This window comes from Klebsiella sp. HMSC09D12, from assembly GCF_001808475.1.
Lineage (GTDB): Bacteria > Pseudomonadota > Gammaproteobacteria > Enterobacterales > Enterobacteriaceae > Klebsiella > Klebsiella oxytoca.
The window spans coordinates 95,689-114,369 of record NZ_KV793508.1 but is presented as its reverse complement, the minus strand read 5'-3'; the positions used below and the strand labels follow the sequence as shown (position 1 = coordinate 114,369).

Here is an 18,681-nt window from a genome sequence, read left to right as displayed (position 1 = left end):
CTGCCGGAAAAATGGCGGCCCAATATGCAGGTGGTAGTGGAGTGGGAGGTGGATCCTGTCCCGTTTCCCAAAAATATGCCCCCAATGGGAACAAAAGAATTTCGTGATTATGCGAAAGATCATGAAGCAAATTATCGCCACTATAAAGCGGTGGCCACTATTCCCGAATATGAAGATTCCTGCGGCCTGCAGGTGCATTTCTTGCCCTGTCAGCAGATTAAAGTAACGGCCACCTGCCACGGGCCGACCCATCCTGATCACCCGATAAAAGATCCCTACCGTCAGTCGGAGCCTGCCCAATGTCCCCAATAACCGAATCTTTTAAGAAACATTTTGGCAATCATCAGCTTACCACTACGGGCGATCCGTGCTGGGTTCCTCCCGCTTTTCCGAAAGAGGGCCGGTTGCTTTTAAGCCAGCGGCAGGTCAACGCCAATATAATCAAAATCGACAGGGAGGAGGCATTATTTCGCCAGGAGTCCCGCCGGCAAAAAAGCAGCCCCTGCTGTAAGAGCCTGCATATCAGCCTGTTTTTTGACGGTACCAATAATAATGCGCTAAAAGATACCGCCTGCATGCCGCCGCACCCGTCGAACGTGGCAAAACTATACCGTGCCTGCGCGCCTGATGATCTCATGGCAAATGAGCGTGGATTTTACGCCTTCTATATTCCCGGCGTTGGTACGCCTTTTCCGCAGATTGGTACCTATGACTATTATTCGTCGGGACTGCAGTTTGCTGTCGGCGGCGAGGACCGTATCAACTGGGGGATGGTGCAGCTTTGTAATGCCCTGAACCATACCGTGACAAAAAATTTCCTCGGCAACGGCATAATGAAAAGGGCGGTTCAGGCGATGAACAGCTCCAGCACTTCGGCGGCTGTGGAACTGGGGTTATTCGCTGGCAGCGCGGCGATGTCTTACAACCGTGAAAAAGTAAACCAGGCCTATCTGGACTCGCGGAAGACAATGCCTGGTCAGATGCGGATGCGGCTGCGTATGTTTGAACAACTCTTAAGGCTGGTGCAGGAAAAATTCGTGCGCGCGCAGTGCAAGACGGCAGCGATAAAGCTGTTTGTGTACGGTTTTTCCCGCGGCGCGGCAGAAGCCCGCGCTTTTGTCAGCTGGCTGGATGAAGCGCTGGCCGAAGGACTACTCGGTTTCCCGGCAGGAACGCTGCTCGGCGTGAAGGTTTCGGTGGAATTTTTAGGCCTCTTTGATACCGTGCCGGCAGTGGGAATTGCCAATGTGGTTCCGGGCTTTACCGGTCACAACGGCTGGGCGGAGCAGACGCAGCCGCTGACGCAGTCAGGGTTAATCAAGCGCTGCTATCATCTGGTGGCTGCTCACGAGCAGCGTCAGGCATTTTCGCTGGACTCCATCCGTACCGCCGCTGGCAGCTATTTATCCCAGACTCAGGAAGTGGTCTACCCCGGTATGCACTCCGACGTTGGCGGGGGATACCCCTGTGGGGATCAGGGCAAGGGCCGGGGCGGTGCGGGCGATCTGTTATCGCAAATTACTCTGCATGATATGTATGCTGCCGCGATGGATGCCGGGGCGCCGCTGTCGTTTCATCCTGATGTTTTTGCCCTGTTGCACCCGGATTTCAGGCAAATGTATATCTTTCGGGAAATGAGTTTTGCTTCAGTTGGGGAATTTGATTTTTATCCCGGACTGGTAGACACCTTTAACAACTGGCGATCGACCCTCTCCCTTGACAATCAGCAGGAGGATCCGCTGTCTGACGATGCTATCTACGCGCCGTTTCGTTTTGAGTCAGTCTGTCTGGAAGAGATGCTGGAAGCGGAAATGATCTGGATGACCGGCTGGCGTATCGCACGTTTTGCTTCACCCAGGACATCGCCAATAAATCTCACGTCGCAGCCCTTCTTCCAGCATGCGGCCCAGCACCCGGAGATTACCGCCCAGCCGTATGCGGCAGGGTTCAGCCAACAGGCGCAGCGCGCCCTTGCCCGTGAGTGGTCGCTTTTGCAATGCAAAGCTGAGGCGATAGCGCAGGCGCGTAATAAAGAGGCGTCCAGACACAGGGGCGATGAAAATTGGTTCCCTGGCCCGGAGCTTGTTGGGCAACCGTTGTTCGATGCCAACAACGCCCGCGGTCAGCTTTGGGAAGCCGCCACCGAGTTTGCGGCGGACTACATGCGTAAAGCTCGCCCCCAGGCGCTGTTTAAACCGGCGATGAAGCAGAAAGCGCAGGGGGCGATCGATTCGGCCACCTGCACTATTGCCGCAAGTGCCGAAACCGGCTTTTCATGGGAGATAAGCACGACGGCGGCAAATCTACAGATACTGGATCCACTGCTCGCCCAGGCGGCCTACTTTTATACCCATCAGAATGAAGCCTATGAATATCTGCGATTTAAGCAGGCGGGCGAGTACAGATTCCGTCAGCATATTGAGCCGTGCCTGTTGAAACGAGAGCAGAACGATAAAATCAGCGGGCTGATCACTCTGTATGATAACTATATCCATGATTCCCGGGCCTGGTTTATGCACTCGGAAAGCGGCGTCAGAGAGCCTTTTGGCAGCTACTTTTTATCCAGAATGATCTATTTTGGCGATAAGTGGAGCAAGGCCGTCCAGCTGCGCTTTGATGGGCAAACGATGTCAGGTATTAGCGAGGCGCTGCAGGATAAGGCCATTTTTGCTCATGTGCCAACCTACGGTGTAAAGGTCTTTAACCGTGATACCGGGCAAGAAATTCCCATTGACGAAAGCAGTCTGCCAGCGCCCACGCATGAGTTTATCGCGCAGCTTAAACCCCTGGTTAAACAGCGCTGGCAGGCAACGGAAACGGCCAGGCGCGAGCGCATCGCAAATGCGCTCAACGACTTATGGGACTCCGAAATACTCCATTCACCTCAGGTATAATTTGACAGAGGTGAGAGGTCAGTGGTGGCGTATTTGTTATCTGAACAGGTTCGGGGCAGCGTTTTTTCAGCTCCCCAGATATAGACCTGGCTGTCGGCGATGGAGCGCATGCTGACAGCCAGTAGCAGGAACAACGGTATTAAAAAATGAAAACGCATCATGGCGACAGTCCTTGTTGCCGCACTTTATCGTTAGTCTATTTTGAGGCGGGTCTCTTCTCCGCCTTCGCCAGCTCTTTCACCAGCGGCAGCATAACCCTCATCACATCGCGGCTGCGCTGAGCAATACGGCCCGGCAGGGCTTTATCAATATACTGCTGGTTATCCAGCTGAACGTTGTGCCAGCTGGTACCGTCCGGGAACGAACGAGATTTGGCGCGCTGCTGGTAGCCATCTTTGCGTCCCAGAGACCAGTTGGTGGCTTCGACGGTCAATACCGGGATCCCGGCTTCGTCAAACACGCTGGCATCATTACAGCAGCCGGTCCCTTTTGGATAGTCAGGATTCAGGCCAGGATTGCTGGCGGCGCTAATACCTTTACTACGAGCGATAGCCAGCGCCCGGTCGCGGGTGAGCTTGCGCACCGAGGATGGCGTGCTGCGGCCGCTATTAAAATAGAGCTTATCGCCCACCACCAGATTATCGAGGTTAATGACCAATAGGGTATTTTTCTTCTCCGCGTCGCTCATACGCTTAAGCATATTCTGCGCACCCAGACGACCCTCTTCTTCACCGCTGGTGGCGACGAAGCGAATACCATAACGCGTAGGGATGTTCTTTAACTGCTCAGCAAGTTCCAGCATGACCCCCAGACCGAGGGCGTTATCATCGATGCCCTGCAGCGTCAGGCCGCCGAGGTTATTTTCTATGTCGGCATCGGTCTGCGGCGCGTAGGTATCGAGATGGGCCATGATGATGATTTGCTGGCGATCTTTCCCCTCATGCGCGGCGATAACCGTGCTGCCGGTGACGTTTTGCCAGTTTTTGCGATTATCGTTGTTGGTGTAAATGTATCGGGTATTAAAACTGCGAATATCGCTCTCGTAGCCCATTTGCGTGAACTGCTGACGCAAATAATCTGCCGACAGCATCTCAGCGGGCGAACCGGTCATTCTTCCGGGAAAAAAGGTAGCGATGTGACGAGCCTGAGCATTGGCGGTGTCGCCCAGAGCGCTTATTGCCGGGGCGGCGGTGAAGACAAAACCTGCGCTCAACGCCAGGGGAAGCAGGCGACGGCACAATGCGGAAAACATAGGGGGGTCCTTTAGCACTTAAAACAATTTCACCCGCGTAGTATGAAACTGTGATCGGGGTTAAACAATTTCAATCGCTCTTAAATGGTGGAAAAACCGCGTGTTAAGCACTTTTTGATATTAGCTTTTCCAGGCCGTTATTCTTTTGAGTCACAACTCATTCCATTTCGTAATTTCATTTGCTCTAAACCGCACCCTATAGTCGCTCTATTGCTGATTGTAAGAGAGTTGTTGCGCAGTGGAATACTTGCCGATATTTGCCGAAGTGAAAGAGAGACCCGTACTGGTGATCGGCGGCGGCGAGATTGCCGCGCGCAAGATCACCTTTCTGCTGCGTGCTGAAGCGAAGGTACAGATTGTCGCCGACGCGCTAATTCCGGAACTTGCCGACAAGGTTGAGCGTCAGGAAATTCAGTGGCGGGCCACCGAATTTGAAGAGCAGCAGCTTGATAACGTATTCCTGGTGATTGCCGCTACCGAAGATGACGCGCTGAACCAGCGCGTTTATGCCGCGGCCAACGCGCGCTACCGGCTGGTCAACGTGGTTGATAATCAGGCGCTGTGCTCGTTTGTTTTCCCGTCAATCGTCGATCGTTCTCCGCTGCTGGTGGCTATCTCTTCCAGCGGCAAAGCGCCGGTGCTGTCGCGAATTTTGCGCGAAAAAATCGAAGCGCTGCTGCCCACCAACCTGGGGCGGCTGGCCGAAACGGCGAGCTACTGGCGTCATCATATTAAAACCCATCTGAAAACCACTGCCGAACGCCGTCGTTTTTGGGAACGCGTGTTTACCGGCCGCTTTGCCAGCCTGATGCTGGCGGGCAATAAAGCCGAAGCGGAAAAGGCGCTGGAAGATGAGCTCCGACAGCCGGAAAAGCGGCTCGGTGAAATTATCCTCGTCGGCGCGGGGCCTGGCGATGCCGGACTGCTGACCCTGCGCGGCCTGCAGGCTATCCAGCAGGCGGATGTGGTGTTTTACGACAATCTGGTCACGCCGGAAGTCCGCGAGCTGGTGCGTCGCGACGCGGAGACAATCTGCGTGGGTAAAAGCGCCGCCGGCGTCTCCGTACCGCAGCAGGACATTAACCGCATGCTGGTAGAGGCGGCGAAAGCGGGCAATACGGTGATTCGCCTGAAAGGCGGCGACCCGTTTATTTTCGGGCGCGGCGGCGAAGAGCTGCAGGCTGCAGCTGAAGCCGGTATTCCGTTTCAGGTTGTCCCGGGCGTGACGGCAGCGGCTGGCGCCACGGCTTATGCCGGGATCCCGCTGACCCACCGCGATTACGCGCAAAGCGCAACTTTTATTACCGGGCACTTCGGTGCGGAAAACTCCCCGCTCAACTGGACTCGGCTGGCGCAAAGCGGCCAGACCCTGGCGATTTATATGGGCAGCCTGAAAGCGGCGGAAATCAGCGCTCAGCTGATCGCTAACGGTCGCGCGGGCGACACCCCGGTGGCGGTGATCTCGCGGGGTACTCGCGCCGATCAGCAAACCCGGACCGGCACATTACAACAACTCGAAAACCTGGCGAAAGATGCCCCGATGCCCGCGCTGCTGGTAGTGGGCGAAGTGGTGCGATTACATCATCAGCTTGCCTGGTTTCAACACACCTCATCCTCAGACGCCTTTAAGGCTTCTGTAGTAAATCTGGCTTAAGGAACGGTTATGGACCAAAAACGACTTACTCACCTGCGGCAACTGGAGGCGGAAAGCATCCATATTATTCGTGAGGTGGCCGCCGAATTCTCTAACCCGGTGATGATGTACTCCATCGGTAAAGACTCCAGCGTAATGCTGCATCTGGCGCGTAAAGCGTTTTATCCAGGAACTCTGCCGTTCCCGCTGCTGCACGTTGATACCGGCTGGAAATTCCGCGAAATGTACGAGTTCCGCGACCGTACCGCTAAAGCCTACGGCTGCGAACTGCTGGTGCATAAAAATCCGGAAGGGGTGGCGATGGGGATTAACCCGTTCGTTCACGGCAGCGCCAAACATACCGATATCATGAAAACCGAAGGCCTTAAGCAGGCGCTGAACAAATACGGCTTCGATGCCGCGTTCGGCGGCGCGCGTCGCGATGAAGAGAAATCTCGCGCCAAGGAGCGTATTTACTCCTTCCGCGACCGCTTCCATCGCTGGGACCCAAAAAACCAGCGCCCGGAACTGTGGCACAACTATAACGGCCAGATTAACAAAGGTGAAAGCATCCGCGTGTTCCCGCTCTCCAACTGGACCGAGCTGGATATCTGGCAGTACATCTATCTGGAAAATATTGAAATTGTTCCGCTGTACCTGGCGGCAGAGCGTCCGGTGCTGGAGCGCGACGGGATGCTGATGATGATCGATGACGATCGCATTAATCTGCAGCCCGGCGAGATGATCAAAAAACAGATGGTGCGCTTCCGTACCCTTGGCTGCTGGCCGCTGACCGGCGCGGTGGAGTCCAATGCGCAAACGCTGCCGGAGATCATCGAAGAGATGCTGGTGTCGACCACCAGCGAACGACAGGGGCGCGTGATTGACCGCGACCAGGCAGGCTCCATGGAGCTGAAGAAACGTCAGGGTTATTTCTAAGGAGCCGCCATGAACACTACGATTGCACAACAAATTGCTGATGAAGGCGGCGTAGAAGCCTATCTGCACGCCCAGCAGCACAAAAGCCTGCTGCGCTTTCTGACCTGCGGCAGCGTTGATGACGGTAAAAGCACGCTGATTGGTCGATTGCTGCACGATACCCGACAGATTTACGAAGATCAGCTCTCATCTCTGCATAATGACAGCAAACGTCACGGTACGCAGGGCGAAAAATTGGATCTGGCGCTGCTGGTGGATGGCCTGCAGGCCGAGCGCGAGCAGGGCATCACCATCGACGTCGCCTATCGCTATTTCTCTACCGAGAAGCGCAAGTTTATTATCGCCGATACGCCGGGGCACGAGCAGTACACCCGTAATATGGCGACCGGTGCATCAACCTGCGAACTGGCGATCCTGCTGATCGACGCCCGCAAAGGCGTGCTCGATCAAACCCGTCGTCACAGCTTTATTTCGACACTGCTGGGGATCAAACACCTGGTGGTGGCGGTGAACAAAATGGATCTCGTCGAGTTTAGCGAAGAGACTTTCAACACCATCCGCGAAGCGTATCTGACCTTTGCGGAGCAGCTGCCTGGCGATCTCGACATTCGCTTTGTTCCGCTTTCTGCCCTGGAAGGGGACAACGTCGCCAGCCAGAGTGAGAAAATGCCGTGGTACAGCGGTCCGACGCTGCTGGAAGTGCTGGAAACCGTTGAGATTCAGCGCGTGGTGGAAAGCCAGCCGCTGCGCTTCCCGGTACAGTACGTAAACCGCCCGAACCTCGACTTCCGCGGATTTTCCGGGACGGTGGCCTCCGGTAGCGTGAGCGTAGGGCAGCGTCTTAAGGTGCTCCCGTCCGGAGTGGAATCCACCGTTGCGCGCATCGTCACCTTCGACGGCGATCTGCCAGAAGCGGCGGCCGGGGAAGCGATCACCCTCGTGCTGAAGGATGAAATTGATATCAGCCGTGGCGATCTGCTGGTCGATGCGGCAGTTTCTCTGCCCGCAGTACAAAGCGCCAGCATCGATGTGGTATGGATGGCGGAGCAGGCGCTGACCCCGGGCCAAAGCTACGACATTAAAATCGCCGGTAAGAAAACTCGCGCCCGCGTTGATAACGTTCGCTACCAGGTGGATATCAACAACCTGACCCAGCGCGAAGTGGAAACGCTGCCCCTGAACGGCATCGGGCTGGTCGATCTCACTTTTGACGAGCCGCTGGTGCTGGATAAATACCAGGATAACCCGGTTACCGGGGGCCTGATCTTTATCGACCGTTTGACCAACGTCACCGTTGGCGCTGGTATGGTTCATGAACCCCATGAACGGGTTCAGGCGAGCGCTTCACAGTACAGCGCGTTTGAGCTTGAGCTGAACCAGCTTATTCGCAAGCACTTCCCGCACTGGGACGCTCGCGACCTGCTGGGAGGCAAGTAATGGCCCGACATGACGAAAACGTCGTCTGGCATGACCATAAGGTAACACGTAAAGATCGAGAAGCGCTGCATGGGCATAAAGGCGCAGTGGTCTGGTTTACGGGACTTTCCGGTTCGGGAAAATCAACCATTGCCGGCGCGCTGGAAGAGGAGCTGCATCGGCTCGGCGTGAGCACCTGGTTACTGGATGGCGATAATGTGCGTCACGGCCTGTGCAGCGATCTTGGCTTCAGCGACGACGACCGCAAAGAAAACATTCGCCGCGTGGGGGAAGTGGCGAAGCTGATGGTCGATGCCGGGCTGGTTGTATTGACGGCGTTTATATCTCCGCATCGCGCAGAGCGACAAATGGTGCGCGAACGTATAGGGGAAGGGCGCTTTATCGAAGTGTTTGTCGATACGCCGTTAGCGATCTGCGAAGCGCGGGATCCGAAGGGCCTGTACAAGAAGGCGCGGGCCGGGGAATTGCGCAACTTTACCGGGATCGATTCAGTGTATGAATCCCCGGAGAGGGCAGAAATTCACCTCGACGGTGAACAATTGGTAACAAATTTGGTGCACCAACTATTAGACCTGCTACGACAGAGCGATATTATCAGATCCTGAAACGGCGGCGGCATCAGCGAATGATGCCGGTCGCCAGGTCAACAGGATTCGATATGCGCAATACCCAGAACCTCAGTATTATTCGTTCAGAACCGCCGCCGGCCGCCAGCGACGAGACCACGTGGTCTCTGTCGGGGGCGGCCGTGGGCTTTATTTCATGGCTGCTGGCGCTGGGTATTCCCTTCCTGATCTATGGCAGTAACACGCTATTTTTTCTCCTCTACACCTGGCCGTTCTTCCTGGCGCTGATGCCGGTTGCCGTTGTGGTTGGCATCGCGCTGCATTCGCTGCTGGACGGCAAACTTCAGTACAGCGTCTGCGCGACGATTCTGACCGTCGGGCTGATGTTCGGTCTGCTGTTCCTCTGGCTACTGGGGTAGTCTTTTCACGAATGAATCTGACCTGGGTATCAACGGTAAAAATGTGGTACAGTCCCCGCGTTACGCGGCGTCGTCCGCGCGCCAGAGTAGAGAACTCGGGCGAGTTATGGGATGATGATGCCGTTTTTCAGGGGGCAGGATGGGTAAACTAACGCTGCTGTTATTGGCTTTGCTGGTCTGGCTACAGTACTCGCTGTGGTTCGGCAAAAATGGTCTGCATGACTATAGCCGGGTTAATGACGATGTCTCCGCGCAGCAGGCAACTAACGCTAAATTAAAAGCACGCAACGATCAGCTGTTCGCCGAAATTGACGATCTCAACGGCGGCCAGGAAGCTATCGAAGAGCGCGCGCGCAATGAACTCAGTATGACCCGCCCGGGCGAAACGTTTTATCGTCTGGTGCCGGATGCGTCGAAACGCAACCAGGCCGCGGGGCAACAGCAGAATAATCGATAAACAGGCCCAGGATTACAACATGGCAGCCACTTTTCCGGGCGTTTGCGCCGTGGTGCCGGCAGCCGGTTTTGGCCGCCGCATGCAAACGGAATGCCCGAAACAATATCTCTCTATCGGTAACAAAACGATTCTCGAACACGCGGTCGCCGCACTGTTGGCAAACTCGCGTATACAGCGGGTGGTGATTGCCGTCAGCCCGGGAGACGAGCGCTTTAGCCAGCTGCCGTTGGCGAATCATCCTCAGATCACCGTTGTTGATGGCGGTACAGAACGTGCGGACTCCGTCCTTGCGGGCCTGAAGGCTCTTAGCGAGGCCGATTGGGTGCTGGTACACGATGCCGCGCGCCCCTGCCTGCACCAGGACGATCTCAGCCGCCTGCTTCAACTCTGTGAGACCAGCCGAACGGGCGGCATTCTGGCCGCTCCGGTTCGCGATACCATGAAACGCGCGGAGCCGGGCAGGGCGGCTATTGCCCATACCGTCGAACGCAACGATTTATGGCATGCGCTGACGCCACAATTTTTCCCTCGCGAACTGCTTGTTGATTGCCTGACGCGGGCGCTTAATGAAGGGGCGACCATCACCGATGAAGCCTCGGCGCTGGAGTACTGCGGCTTTCATCCTGAGCTGGTCGCCGGACGAGCTGATAATATTAAAGTGACGCGCCCGGAAGACCTGGCGCTGGCCGAATTTTACCTTACCCGTTCCCGACACCAGGAGAAGGCTTAATGCGAATTGGACACGGTTTTGACGTACACGCTTTTGGCGGTGAAGGCCCCATCATCATCGGCGGCGTGCGCGTACCTTATGAAAAAGGGCTGCTGGCGCATTCCGACGGCGACGTCGCGCTGCACGCGCTGACCGATGCGCTGTTGGGCGCGGCGGCGCTGGGCGACATCGGCAAGCTGTTCCCGGATACCGACCCGGCCTTTAAGGGGGCCGATAGCCGCGAACTGCTGCGCGAAGCGTGGCGGCGCATCCAGGCAAAAGGCTTTACCCTTGGCAACGTTGACGTCACCATCATCGCCCAGGCGCCGAAAATGCTGCCGCATATTCCCCAGATGCGCATCTTTATTGCTGAAGACCTCGGCTGCCATATGGACGATGTTAACGTCAAAGCCACCACCACTGAAAAGCTGGGCTTTACCGGCCGTGGCGAAGGCATCGCCTGTGAAGCGGTGGCGCTGCTGCGTAAGGCGGAGAAATGATCGCTTTTGACGAACTCACTTATCTGCATGGAAAACCGCTGAGCCAGGGGCTGCTAAAAGCCAATCCGGAAGACTTTGTAGTGGTTGAGGATCTCGGCTTTGCGCCCGATTGCGAAGGCGAACATGTGCTGGTGCGTATTCTGAAAAACGGCTGCAATACCCGTTTTGTCGCTGACGCGTTGGCCAAATTCCTTAAAATTCATGCGCGCGAAGTGAGCTTTGCCGGGCAGAAAGACAAACATGCGGTGACTGAACAGTGGCTGTGCGCCCGAGTGCCGGGCAAAGAGATGCCCGACCTGAGCAAATTCCAGCTTGAAGGCTGTCAGGTACTGGAGTACGCGCGCCATAAGCGCAAGCTGCGCCTCGGGGCGCTGAAGGGGAACCAGTTTACGCTGGTGCTGCGCGAAATCAGCGATCGCGACGATGTCGAAACGCGTTTACAGGCGATTGCTGAGCATGGCGTACCCAACTATTTTGGCGCCCAGCGCTTCGGTATCGGCGGCAGTAACCTGCTGGGGGCGCTGCGCTGGGCCGAGAGCGGCGCGCCGGTGCGCGATCGCAATAAACGCAGTTTTTGGTTGTCGGCGGCCCGCAGCGCATTGTTTAATCAACAGGTTGGTATTAGATTAAAAAAACCGGAATTTAATCAGGTTGTTGATGGCGATGCGCTACAATTAGCGGGGCGCGGAAGCTGGTTCGTTGCGACTTCTGAAGAACTGACGGAGCTCCAGGCGCGGGTAAATAATCGCGAACTGATGATTACCGCTGCGCTTGTAGGCAGCGGCGACTGGGGCAGCCAGCGGGACGCGCTGGCCGCCGAACAGGCGGCCGTCGTTGAAGAGACGCAGCTACAGACGCTGCTGGTGCGTGAAAAAGTAGAGGCCGCCCGCCGGGCGATGCTGCTTTATCCCCAGCAGATGAGCTGGAACTGGTGGGATGACGTTACCGTTGAACTGCGTTTCTGGCTGCCCGCAGGCAGCTTCGCCACCAGCGTAGTAAGGGAGCTTATCAATACAACGGGTGACTATGCGAATATTGCTGAGTAACGATGACGGGATCCACGCGCCGGGCATTCAGACCCTGGCGAAGGCCTTACGGGAATTCGCTGAGGTTCAGATAGTTGCACCCGATCGTAACCGCAGCGGGGCGTCGAATTCCCTGACGCTGGAGTCTTCGCTACGCACTTTCACTTTCGACAACGGCGATATCGCCGTGCAGATGGGCACGCCGACGGACTGTGTCTACCTCGGCGTCAACGCCCTGATGCGGCCGCGTCCGGATATTGTGGTCTCCGGCATTAACGCCGGGCCCAACCTTGGCGACGACGTCATCTATTCCGGCACCGTTGCCGCCGCCATGGAAGGCCGTCATCTGGGCTTTCCGGCGCTGGCCGTTTCGCTAAACGGCTACCAACACTATGAGACCGCCGCTGCGGTCACCAGCTCGATTCTCCGGGCATTAAGCCGCGAACCGCTGCGTACCGGGCGCATTCTCAATATCAACGTCCCGGATCTTCCGCTTGATCAGATAAAAGGTATTCGCGTTACCCGCTGCGGCAGCCGCCATCCTTCCGATCAGGTCATTCCGCAGAAAGATCCGCGCGGCAATACGCTGTACTGGATCGGTCCTCCGGGGGAAAAGTACGACGCCGGTCCGGATACCGACTTTGCCGCGGTGGATGAAGGCTATGTCTCGGTCACGCCGCTCCATGTCGATTTAACCGCCCACAGCGCGCATGAGGTGGTTAGCGGCTGGCTCGATCGCGTTGGGGTTGATACACAATGGTAAGCAAACGTGTTGAAAGTCTTCTCAATCAGCTTCGCACTCAGGGCATTGTCGACGAGCGCGTGCTGGACGCTATCGCGCAGGTGCCGCGAGAAAAGTTTGTTGATGAAGCCTTTGAACATAAGGCGTGGGAAAACACGGCATTGCCGATTGGCCAGGGGCAAACTATTTCGCAGCCCTATATGGTGGCGAGGATGACCGAGCTTCTGACGCTTACGCCGGAGTCAAGGGTGCTGGAAATCGGCACCGGCTCTGGTTATCAGACGGCAATTCTGGCGCACCTCGTGCACCACGTTTGCTCGGTCGAGCGTATTAAGAGCCTGCAGTGGCACGCGCGCCGTCGTCTGAAACAACTTGATTTACATAATGTTTCAACCCGTCACGGTGATGGATGGCAGGGTTGGCAGGCACGCGCGCCGTTTGACGCGATTATTGTGACCGCAGCGCCGCCGGAAATCCCGGCCGCACTGCTGGCGCAATTAGACGATGGCGGCGTGCTGGTGCTGCCGGTAGGCGAAGAGCACCAGTTTTTAAAGCGCATCCGTCGACGCGGCAATGAGTTTGTCATTGACACCGTCGAGGCCGTGCGCTTTGTTCCCCTCGTTAAAGGGGAGCTGGCCTGAACCGGATTATTCCAGGTTTTTTTGCCTGCATTTAGGCATAGGGTGGACGCATTTTTCGTGTCCTGGCCGGGCACCGTCCGGTGAGCAAGATATTGGTAGTTAACATATTCCTGGGGGATAAATGAGCGCGGGAAGCCCAAAATTTACCTTAAGCCGCATTGCGGCTTTGTCACTGGTGTCACTCTGGCTGGCAGGCTGCAGCAGTTCCAACAATCCGCCTGCGCCGGTCAGCACGGCTGGCGGGGCTTCGTCTTCGGGCACCAATTCCGGGATGCTGATCACGCCTCCGACCAATACCGCGCCGCAGGCTCGTCCGGTACAAACTCAGCCGGTACAGACGCAGCCTGTGCAGATCCAGCCGATGGCTCAGGAGCCTGTGCAAACGGTAAACGGCAAAATCGTCTACAACCGTAAGTATGGGGATATTCCGAAAGGTAGCTATACCGGCGGCAGCACCTATACTGTTAAACGCGGCGACACGCTATTCTACATTGCGTGGGTTACCGGGAACGATTTCCGCGACCTGGCGCAGCGCAATAATATCCCGGCACCGTACGCTTTGAACGTCGGTCAGACGTTGCAGGTTGGCAATGCATCCGGCCAGCCGATTACCGGTGATAATCCTGTTGCCCAGGCGAGCGTGAAGGCCAGTAATGGTGGAATGTTGAGCGCAAATTCTGCACAAAAATCCACCGCGGTAGTTGCGTCACAACCAACTATTACGTATTCTGAATCTTCAGGTGAACAGAGTGCTAATAAGATGTTGCCGAACAACAAGCCCGCGACGACGACAACCGTCGCGCCAGTTACGGCTCCAGCTGTCAGCACCACCCAATCGACTGCAAGCAGTACGTCTACCAGTTCGCCGATCTCTTCATGGCGCTGGCCGACTGATGGCAAGGTTATCGAGAACTTTAGTGGGGCCGAAGGTGGCAATAAAGGTATTGATATTGCAGGCAGTAAAGGACAGGCTATTGTCGCGACCGCAGATGGGCGCGTCGTCTATGCCGGTAACGCACTGCGCGGTTACGGTAATCTTATTATCATCAAACATAACGATGATTACCTGAGCGCCTACGCCCATAACGATACGATGCTCGTAAAAGAGCAACAAGATATCAAGGCGGGGCAGAAGATCGCTACCATGGGTAGCACAGGTACTAGTTCGACACGATTGCATTTTGAAATTCGTTACAAGGGGAAATCCGTCAACCCGCTGCAGTATTTACCGCAGCGATAATTTGGCAAAGTACGGATAGCTCAGTATTGCTAAGAAAGGCGCCAGGGCGGCAACGATGTCTTCTTTAACGGGGCATAAAGGTTATCGTCCGGGCGTCCTTCGAGTGATATTTAGCCAAAGTGCTTTGCTCAGGGATCACGGGTAGGAGCCATCTTTATGAGTCAGAATACGCTGAAAGTTCATGATTTAAATGAAGACGCGGAATTTGATGAGAACGGAGTCGAGGTTTTTGACGAGAAAGCCTTAGTTGAAGAGGAACCCAGTGATAGCGATCTGGCTGAGGAAGAGCTTCTTTCGCAGGGAGCAACCCAACGGGTGCTTGATGCGACGCAGCTTTATCTCGGAGAGATTGGTTATTCCCCACTGCTGACTGCCGAAGAAGAGGTTTATTTTGCCCGTCGCGCGCTGCGTGGTGACGTTGCGTCACGCCGCCGGATGATCGAAAGTAACCTGCGTCTGGTTGTCAAGATTGCCCGCCGTTACGGCAATCGTGGTCTGGCTCTGCTGGACCTGATTGAAGAAGGTAACCTGGGGCTGATTCGCGCAGTTGAGAAGTTTGACCCGGAACGTGGGTTCCGTTTTTCAACTTACGCGACCTGGTGGATTCGCCAAACGATTGAGCGGGCAATTATGAACCAAACCCGTACCATTCGTTTACCTATCCACATCGTCAAAGAGCTGAACGTCTATCTGCGTACCGCGCGCGAGTTGTCCCACAAGCTGGACCACGAGCCGAGCGCCGAAGAGATAGCCGAACAGCTGGATAAGCCAGTTGATGACGTAAGCCGCATGCTGCGTCTGAACGAGCGCATTACCTCAGTGGATACTCCGCTGGGTGGCGACTCGGAAAAAGCGCTGCTGGACATCCTGGCCGATGAAAAAGACAACGGCCCGGAAGACACCACGCAGGACGATGATATGAAACAAAGCATCGTCAAATGGCTGTTCGAACTGAACGCCAAGCAGCGTGAAGTGCTGGCTCGTCGCTTTGGCCTGCTGGGCTATGAAGCCGCGACGCTTGAGGATGTTGGCCGTGAAATTGGCCTGACCCGCGAACGCGTGCGTCAGATCCAGGTTGAAGGTCTCCGCCGTCTGCGGGAGATTCTGCAAAGCCAGGGGCTGAACATCGAAGCGCTGTTCCGCGAGTAAGACACCTTTCGTTAAAAAGGCTCAATCGTTTTTCGATTGGGCCTTTTTCTTTTTCAGCGTCTGCTCTCTATATCCGGGCCGTTTCGTGGAGATGCAGCCAGCTTATCTCCCCCTCCTGCTGGCGGAAAAGCGCCGTTGACCAGCGCGCCGTATCCGCTTTGCCGGGTAAAACGTGCGTTTCCCGATATATCACCGCGGCCCCATCGTGCCATTCGGCAAGCATCGCGGCGCTATCAATGACGATTTTTAAGCCGGGGCGGCTGGCGCGTGACCCTTGAAAAAAAGCGCTGACTGCCTGCTGGTCCATGCGTGTCCCGTTAATCGGGATCATGGTAAATTCCGCGCTGAAGCGCTGCATTAACCCTTCGATGCTGCCAGTTCCCTGATTCAGCCAGGCTTCAATGGCCACATGGGCGGCAATGACTTCTTCAATATAGCGACTCATTTGTTCTCCGTTTTACCGTGCAGGCGCATGATTATCGCCCGGTTATCAAATCTAAGGCAGCGCAGCAGCGGCAGCAGCGTAAAAATAGCGGCGGCGATAAACACGCCACGCCAGGCCTGCGGTGCTGGCCAGTAAAGCAAAAATGCGCTCAATAACCCCGCCAGCAGCGCAGCGCCAATCAGGAAACTCAGCTGACGATTGAGGTTCCACAGCGCGCTGGCGTCCGGCATATCGCAGTTAGCCACATTAAGAAACGCGCTGCTTTGGGCCGTACTGCTGCACAGACTGCCGCCTGCGCCCATTAAGACAAATGCCGCGATCAGCGTGCTGCTGGCGGTTGGTGAATTAACGCTGGCCAGCGCGACGATCCCGGCGGCCTGAAGCAGGCAGCCGGCCGCAATCAGAGGGCGGGGGCCGAGACGATTAAAATAGCGACCGGTCGTGACGATCGCCACGAAAGAGGCCAGTGACCAGGGCAGCATCAGGGCGCCGATAGCGGAGGGTGACAACCCCGTTACGCTTTGCAAATAAAACATCCCGACGACGTTAATTCCGATAAACGTCCCCGGCACGCAGAGATACACCAGCATAGAAAAACGCAGCAGCGGGTCACGCAGTAAAGCGAGCGGTAATAAACCTCCCGCTCGCACAACGCTTCTCTCTTCTTTTAGCCACAACGCGGCCAGCGCTAACGTCAGAAGGGCTATCGGCAGGCTGGCAAGGAAGACCCAGCGCCAGCTAAGTGATTGCACCAGAAGACCTCCCAGCGCCGGGGAGCACGCCGGCGCCAGTAGCCCGACCAGCATCACCGCGGCAGAGAGCTTTGCCCGCTCGTGAGTCTTAAACTGCTGCCAGGTTAATGCCTGACCTATTGGAATCAACAGTCCACCGCCCATTCCCTGCAGGACGCGCCACAGAACCAGATTTAGCAATGAGTCGGCCATCCCTGTTGCCAGCGCGCCGATGCTAAACAGGCTGAGCGAAAGCAGAAACACCCGTCGGGCGCCAAACCGCTGGCTGAGCCTGGCGCTAAACGGCAGCACCAGGGTGAGTCCTGCAATATAGCCATTGCTGACCCACGCCAGTTCGCCTGGCGACGCGTGCAGCGTCCGGCTCATCGCCGGAAAAGCGACGCTGGCGATAAACATATTGATTAAGTCGAGAAAGAAACCCAGCAGAAAAAGGGTTGCGACCTTGTTGCGATACGTCATTGATTACTCTCCCCATGAAGGCCGCTACTGTAAACCTCAGCATCAGGGCGAATAAACGCGACATTCGGATATATACTGTCTGAAATTTTTTGACAATGAGCGATATGATGCTGAACCTGCAGCGGATGACCATGTTTGTGGCGGTGGTGGAGAGCGGCAGTTTTACCGCGGCGGCGGCGGCCCTCGGGCAAACCAAGGCCGTGGTCAGTTTTAACGTCAGGCAGCTGGAGAGCGAGCTGGGCGTTACGCTGCTGTTGCGATCGACCCGACGGCTTACGCTGACTGAAGCCGGGTCGCTGTTTTATCAGCGTGGCCTCGCGCTGCTGAAGGCAGCGGAAAATCTGCAGGACGACGTCCGGGGCAGCCATGTGGGATTGAGCGGCGAATTGCGGGTTGCGACCACGGCAGAATATGGTGCCCAAGTGATTGTTCCGGCGCTGGCGGCGTTCAGCCTGCGGCATCCAGCGCTCCGCGTGCGGCACGTTTCTTCTTCTCACCACGCAGATTTAATCTCAGATCGTGTTGATGTGGCGATTCGTCTCGGGACGCTGGCGGATTCACGTTACCGCGCGGCGCTGATCTCGCGCTTTGCCATCGTAGCGGTCGCCTCCCCGGCGTGGCTGGCGCAGCACCCGGTGAAGACGCTAGAGGATCTGGCCCATTCCGCGTGGATTATTCATGAACGTCTGACGACGCCGCTGCGCTGGCAGCTCAGCGGGCCGCAGGAACGGTGTATCCCCTTTGAAATTAAAAAGGCGCCACGGATATCGGCGGATAGCGCCAGCGCGCTGATGGCTTTTGCGCTGGCGGGGAACGGCGTCGCGCTGCTCCCCGAATGGCTGGCGGCCGCTGCGCTGGCGGATAACGCCCTCGTGCGGATTATGCCGGAATTCCGCTTCCCGTCTCAGGGAGTGTATGCGGTTTATCCGGACGCGCAGCATGTTCCCGCCAGGGTTCGGGCGTTTATTGATTTTCTCCGCGAGCGTTTGGGTTAACGCTCTTGCTCTTGCGCCATCAGCTTATGGATGAGTTGCGAAAACTGGCGGCGCTCTTCATCACTGAGACGGCCTAAAAACTCTTCATCAACGGCGTTACCCAGCGGCATAGAGCTTGCCAGAAGCGCTTCGCCTTCGGCGGTTAAATAGACAAACCGCCGGCGTTTGTCCGCCGGATCGTGTTCGCGACGAACCAGCCCCCGGCTTTCCATACGGCTCAGCATTTCCGCCAGCGTCGCTTTGGTGCTGACCGCCGCTTCCGTTAACGTCACCTGTTCGATGCCGGGATGCTCGGCAATTGAACGCATTACCGCATACTGCGGTTTGGTCAGGTCCGGCAGTTCGTGCTGCCAGCGAGCGGTGTGCTGCTGAAAAAGCTGGCGCAACAGGTGGAACGCCTCGTTTCTTAACTCCATGACAACTCCGT

21 protein-coding genes are annotated in these 18,681 nt (G+C 56.4%); 16 read left to right on the top strand and 5 right to left on the bottom strand.

The annotated features are described in order from the left end of the window. Together HMPREF3178_RS26950 and HMPREF3178_RS26945 are read left to right on the top strand one after the other, a co-directional pair. The coding region (locus HMPREF3178_RS26950) for a DUF3304 domain-containing protein (RefSeq protein ID WP_139146048.1) at positions 1-312 on the top strand (312 nt) is incomplete at its 5' end. Next, on the top strand, positions 300-2,894 hold the full coding sequence (locus HMPREF3178_RS26945) for a T6SS phospholipase effector Tle1-like catalytic domain-containing protein (protein ID WP_017145485.1): 2,595 nt from the start codon (positions 300-302) through the stop codon (positions 2,892-2,894). The genes HMPREF3178_RS26950 and HMPREF3178_RS26945, both read left to right, overlap by 13 nt. Before the next feature lie 196 nt (positions 2,895-3,090). On the opposite strand, the gene HMPREF3178_RS26940 is transcribed toward HMPREF3178_RS26945, so the two are convergent. Beyond that, the gene (locus HMPREF3178_RS26940) at positions 3,091-4,146 is read right to left on the bottom strand and encodes an aminopeptidase (RefSeq protein WP_004114889.1); all 1,056 of its coding nucleotides are present in this window, start codon (positions 4,144-4,146) and stop codon (positions 3,091-3,093) included. A 247-nt stretch (positions 4,147-4,393) separates the two neighbouring features. Between HMPREF3178_RS26940 and cysG the strand changes: the two genes are divergently transcribed. From cysG to HMPREF3178_RS26885, 11 genes are all read left to right on the top strand, one after another. Beyond that, positions 4,394-5,800: a siroheme synthase CysG gene (cysG, locus tag HMPREF3178_RS26935; RefSeq protein ID WP_160886691.1), complete on the top strand. Its 1,407-nt coding sequence runs from the start codon at positions 4,394-4,396 to the stop codon at positions 5,798-5,800. A 9-nt stretch (positions 5,801-5,809) separates the two neighbouring features. Beyond that, positions 5,810-6,718 carry a sulfate adenylyltransferase subunit CysD gene (gene cysD / locus HMPREF3178_RS26930; protein WP_004104981.1) on the top strand — a complete coding sequence of 303 codons (909 nt, stop codon included), beginning with the start codon at positions 5,810-5,812 and terminating at the stop codon, positions 6,716-6,718. Positions 6,719-6,727: 9 nt separating this feature from the next. After that, complete coding sequence (cysN, locus tag HMPREF3178_RS26925) at positions 6,728-8,155, top strand: sulfate adenylyltransferase subunit CysN (protein ID WP_004114885.1); 1,428 nt, start codon at positions 6,728-6,730, stop codon at positions 8,153-8,155. After that, positions 8,155-8,760, top strand: coding sequence for an adenylyl-sulfate kinase (gene cysC / locus HMPREF3178_RS26920; RefSeq protein WP_004104979.1), 606 nt, complete (start codon positions 8,155-8,157; stop codon positions 8,758-8,760). The genes cysN and cysC overlap by 1 nt, the downstream gene beginning before the upstream one ends. A 53-nt stretch (positions 8,761-8,813) precedes the next feature. Continuing rightward, positions 8,814-9,140, top strand: coding sequence for a DUF3561 family protein (locus HMPREF3178_RS26915; protein WP_004104978.1), 327 nt, complete (start codon positions 8,814-8,816; stop codon positions 9,138-9,140). A 139-nt stretch (positions 9,141-9,279) separates the two neighbouring features. Further along, positions 9,280-9,597: a cell division protein FtsB gene (gene ftsB, locus HMPREF3178_RS26910; RefSeq protein ID WP_004104977.1), complete on the top strand. Its 318-nt coding sequence runs from the start codon at positions 9,280-9,282 to the stop codon at positions 9,595-9,597. A gap of 19 nt (positions 9,598-9,616) precedes the next feature. Beyond that, positions 9,617-10,327, top strand: a complete 711-nt coding sequence (gene ispD / locus HMPREF3178_RS26905) for a 2-C-methyl-D-erythritol 4-phosphate cytidylyltransferase (RefSeq protein ID WP_004114882.1) — start codon at positions 9,617-9,619, stop codon at positions 10,325-10,327. Further along, positions 10,327-10,806, top strand: coding sequence for a 2-C-methyl-D-erythritol 2,4-cyclodiphosphate synthase (gene ispF, locus HMPREF3178_RS26900; RefSeq protein WP_004104972.1), 480 nt, complete (start codon positions 10,327-10,329; stop codon positions 10,804-10,806). The genes ispD and ispF overlap by 1 nt, the downstream gene beginning before the upstream one ends. Further along, on the top strand, positions 10,803-11,852 hold the full coding sequence (gene truD, locus HMPREF3178_RS26895) for a tRNA pseudouridine(13) synthase TruD (RefSeq protein WP_017145486.1): 1,050 nt from the start codon (positions 10,803-10,805) through the stop codon (positions 11,850-11,852). The genes ispF and truD overlap by 4 nt, the downstream gene beginning before the upstream one ends. After that, positions 11,833-12,594 carry a 5'/3'-nucleotidase SurE gene (gene surE, locus HMPREF3178_RS26890; protein WP_004114878.1) on the top strand — a complete coding sequence of 254 codons (762 nt, stop codon included), beginning with the start codon at positions 11,833-11,835 and terminating at the stop codon, positions 12,592-12,594. Before truD ends, surE begins: the two co-directional genes overlap by 20 nt. Beyond that, the gene (locus HMPREF3178_RS26885; protein ID WP_004104966.1) at positions 12,588-13,214 is read left to right on the top strand and encodes a protein-L-isoaspartate(D-aspartate) O-methyltransferase; all 627 of its coding nucleotides are present in this window, start codon (positions 12,588-12,590) and stop codon (positions 13,212-13,214) included. Before surE ends, HMPREF3178_RS26885 begins: the two co-directional genes overlap by 7 nt. 99 nt (positions 13,215-13,313) lie before the next feature. Here HMPREF3178_RS26885 and HMPREF3178_RS31965 read toward each other — a convergent pair whose 3' ends face one another. Further along, entirely contained in the window at positions 13,314-13,448 is a 135-nt protein-coding gene (locus HMPREF3178_RS31965) for a peptidase (protein WP_224226457.1), read from the bottom strand. Between HMPREF3178_RS31965 and nlpD the strand changes: the two genes are divergently transcribed. Both nlpD and rpoS read left to right on the top strand, forming a co-directional pair. Next, entirely contained in the window at positions 13,390-14,454 is a 1,065-nt protein-coding gene (gene nlpD / locus HMPREF3178_RS26880) for a murein hydrolase activator NlpD (protein WP_230133338.1), read from the top strand. The two genes, HMPREF3178_RS31965 and nlpD, sit on opposite strands and share 59 nt — an antisense overlap. Positions 14,455-14,610: 156 nt before the next feature. Then, entirely contained in the window at positions 14,611-15,603 is a 993-nt protein-coding gene (gene rpoS / locus HMPREF3178_RS26875) for an RNA polymerase sigma factor RpoS (protein ID WP_004104962.1), read from the top strand. A gap of 67 nt (positions 15,604-15,670) precedes the next feature. Here rpoS and HMPREF3178_RS26870 read toward each other — a convergent pair whose 3' ends face one another. Further along, positions 15,671-16,048, bottom strand: a complete 378-nt coding sequence (locus HMPREF3178_RS26870) for a hypothetical protein (RefSeq protein ID WP_016809806.1) — start codon at positions 16,046-16,048, stop codon at positions 15,671-15,673. Next, entirely contained in the window at positions 16,045-17,259 is a 1,215-nt protein-coding gene (locus HMPREF3178_RS26865; RefSeq protein ID WP_017145487.1) for an MFS transporter, read from the bottom strand. The genes HMPREF3178_RS26870 and HMPREF3178_RS26865 overlap by 4 nt, the downstream gene beginning before the upstream one ends. Positions 17,260-17,366: 107 nt before the next feature. On the opposite strand from HMPREF3178_RS26865, the gene HMPREF3178_RS26860 reads away from it, so the two are divergent. Beyond that, the gene (locus HMPREF3178_RS26860; protein ID WP_029496787.1) at positions 17,367-18,254 is read left to right on the top strand and encodes a LysR family transcriptional regulator; all 888 of its coding nucleotides are present in this window, start codon (positions 17,367-17,369) and stop codon (positions 18,252-18,254) included. Here HMPREF3178_RS26860 and HMPREF3178_RS26855 read toward each other — a convergent pair. After that, positions 18,251-18,670, bottom strand: coding sequence for a MarR family winged helix-turn-helix transcriptional regulator (locus tag HMPREF3178_RS26855; protein WP_016809803.1), 420 nt, complete (start codon positions 18,668-18,670; stop codon positions 18,251-18,253). The two genes, HMPREF3178_RS26860 and HMPREF3178_RS26855, sit on opposite strands and share 4 nt — an antisense overlap. Between the last annotated feature and the right edge of the window lie 11 nt (positions 18,671-18,681).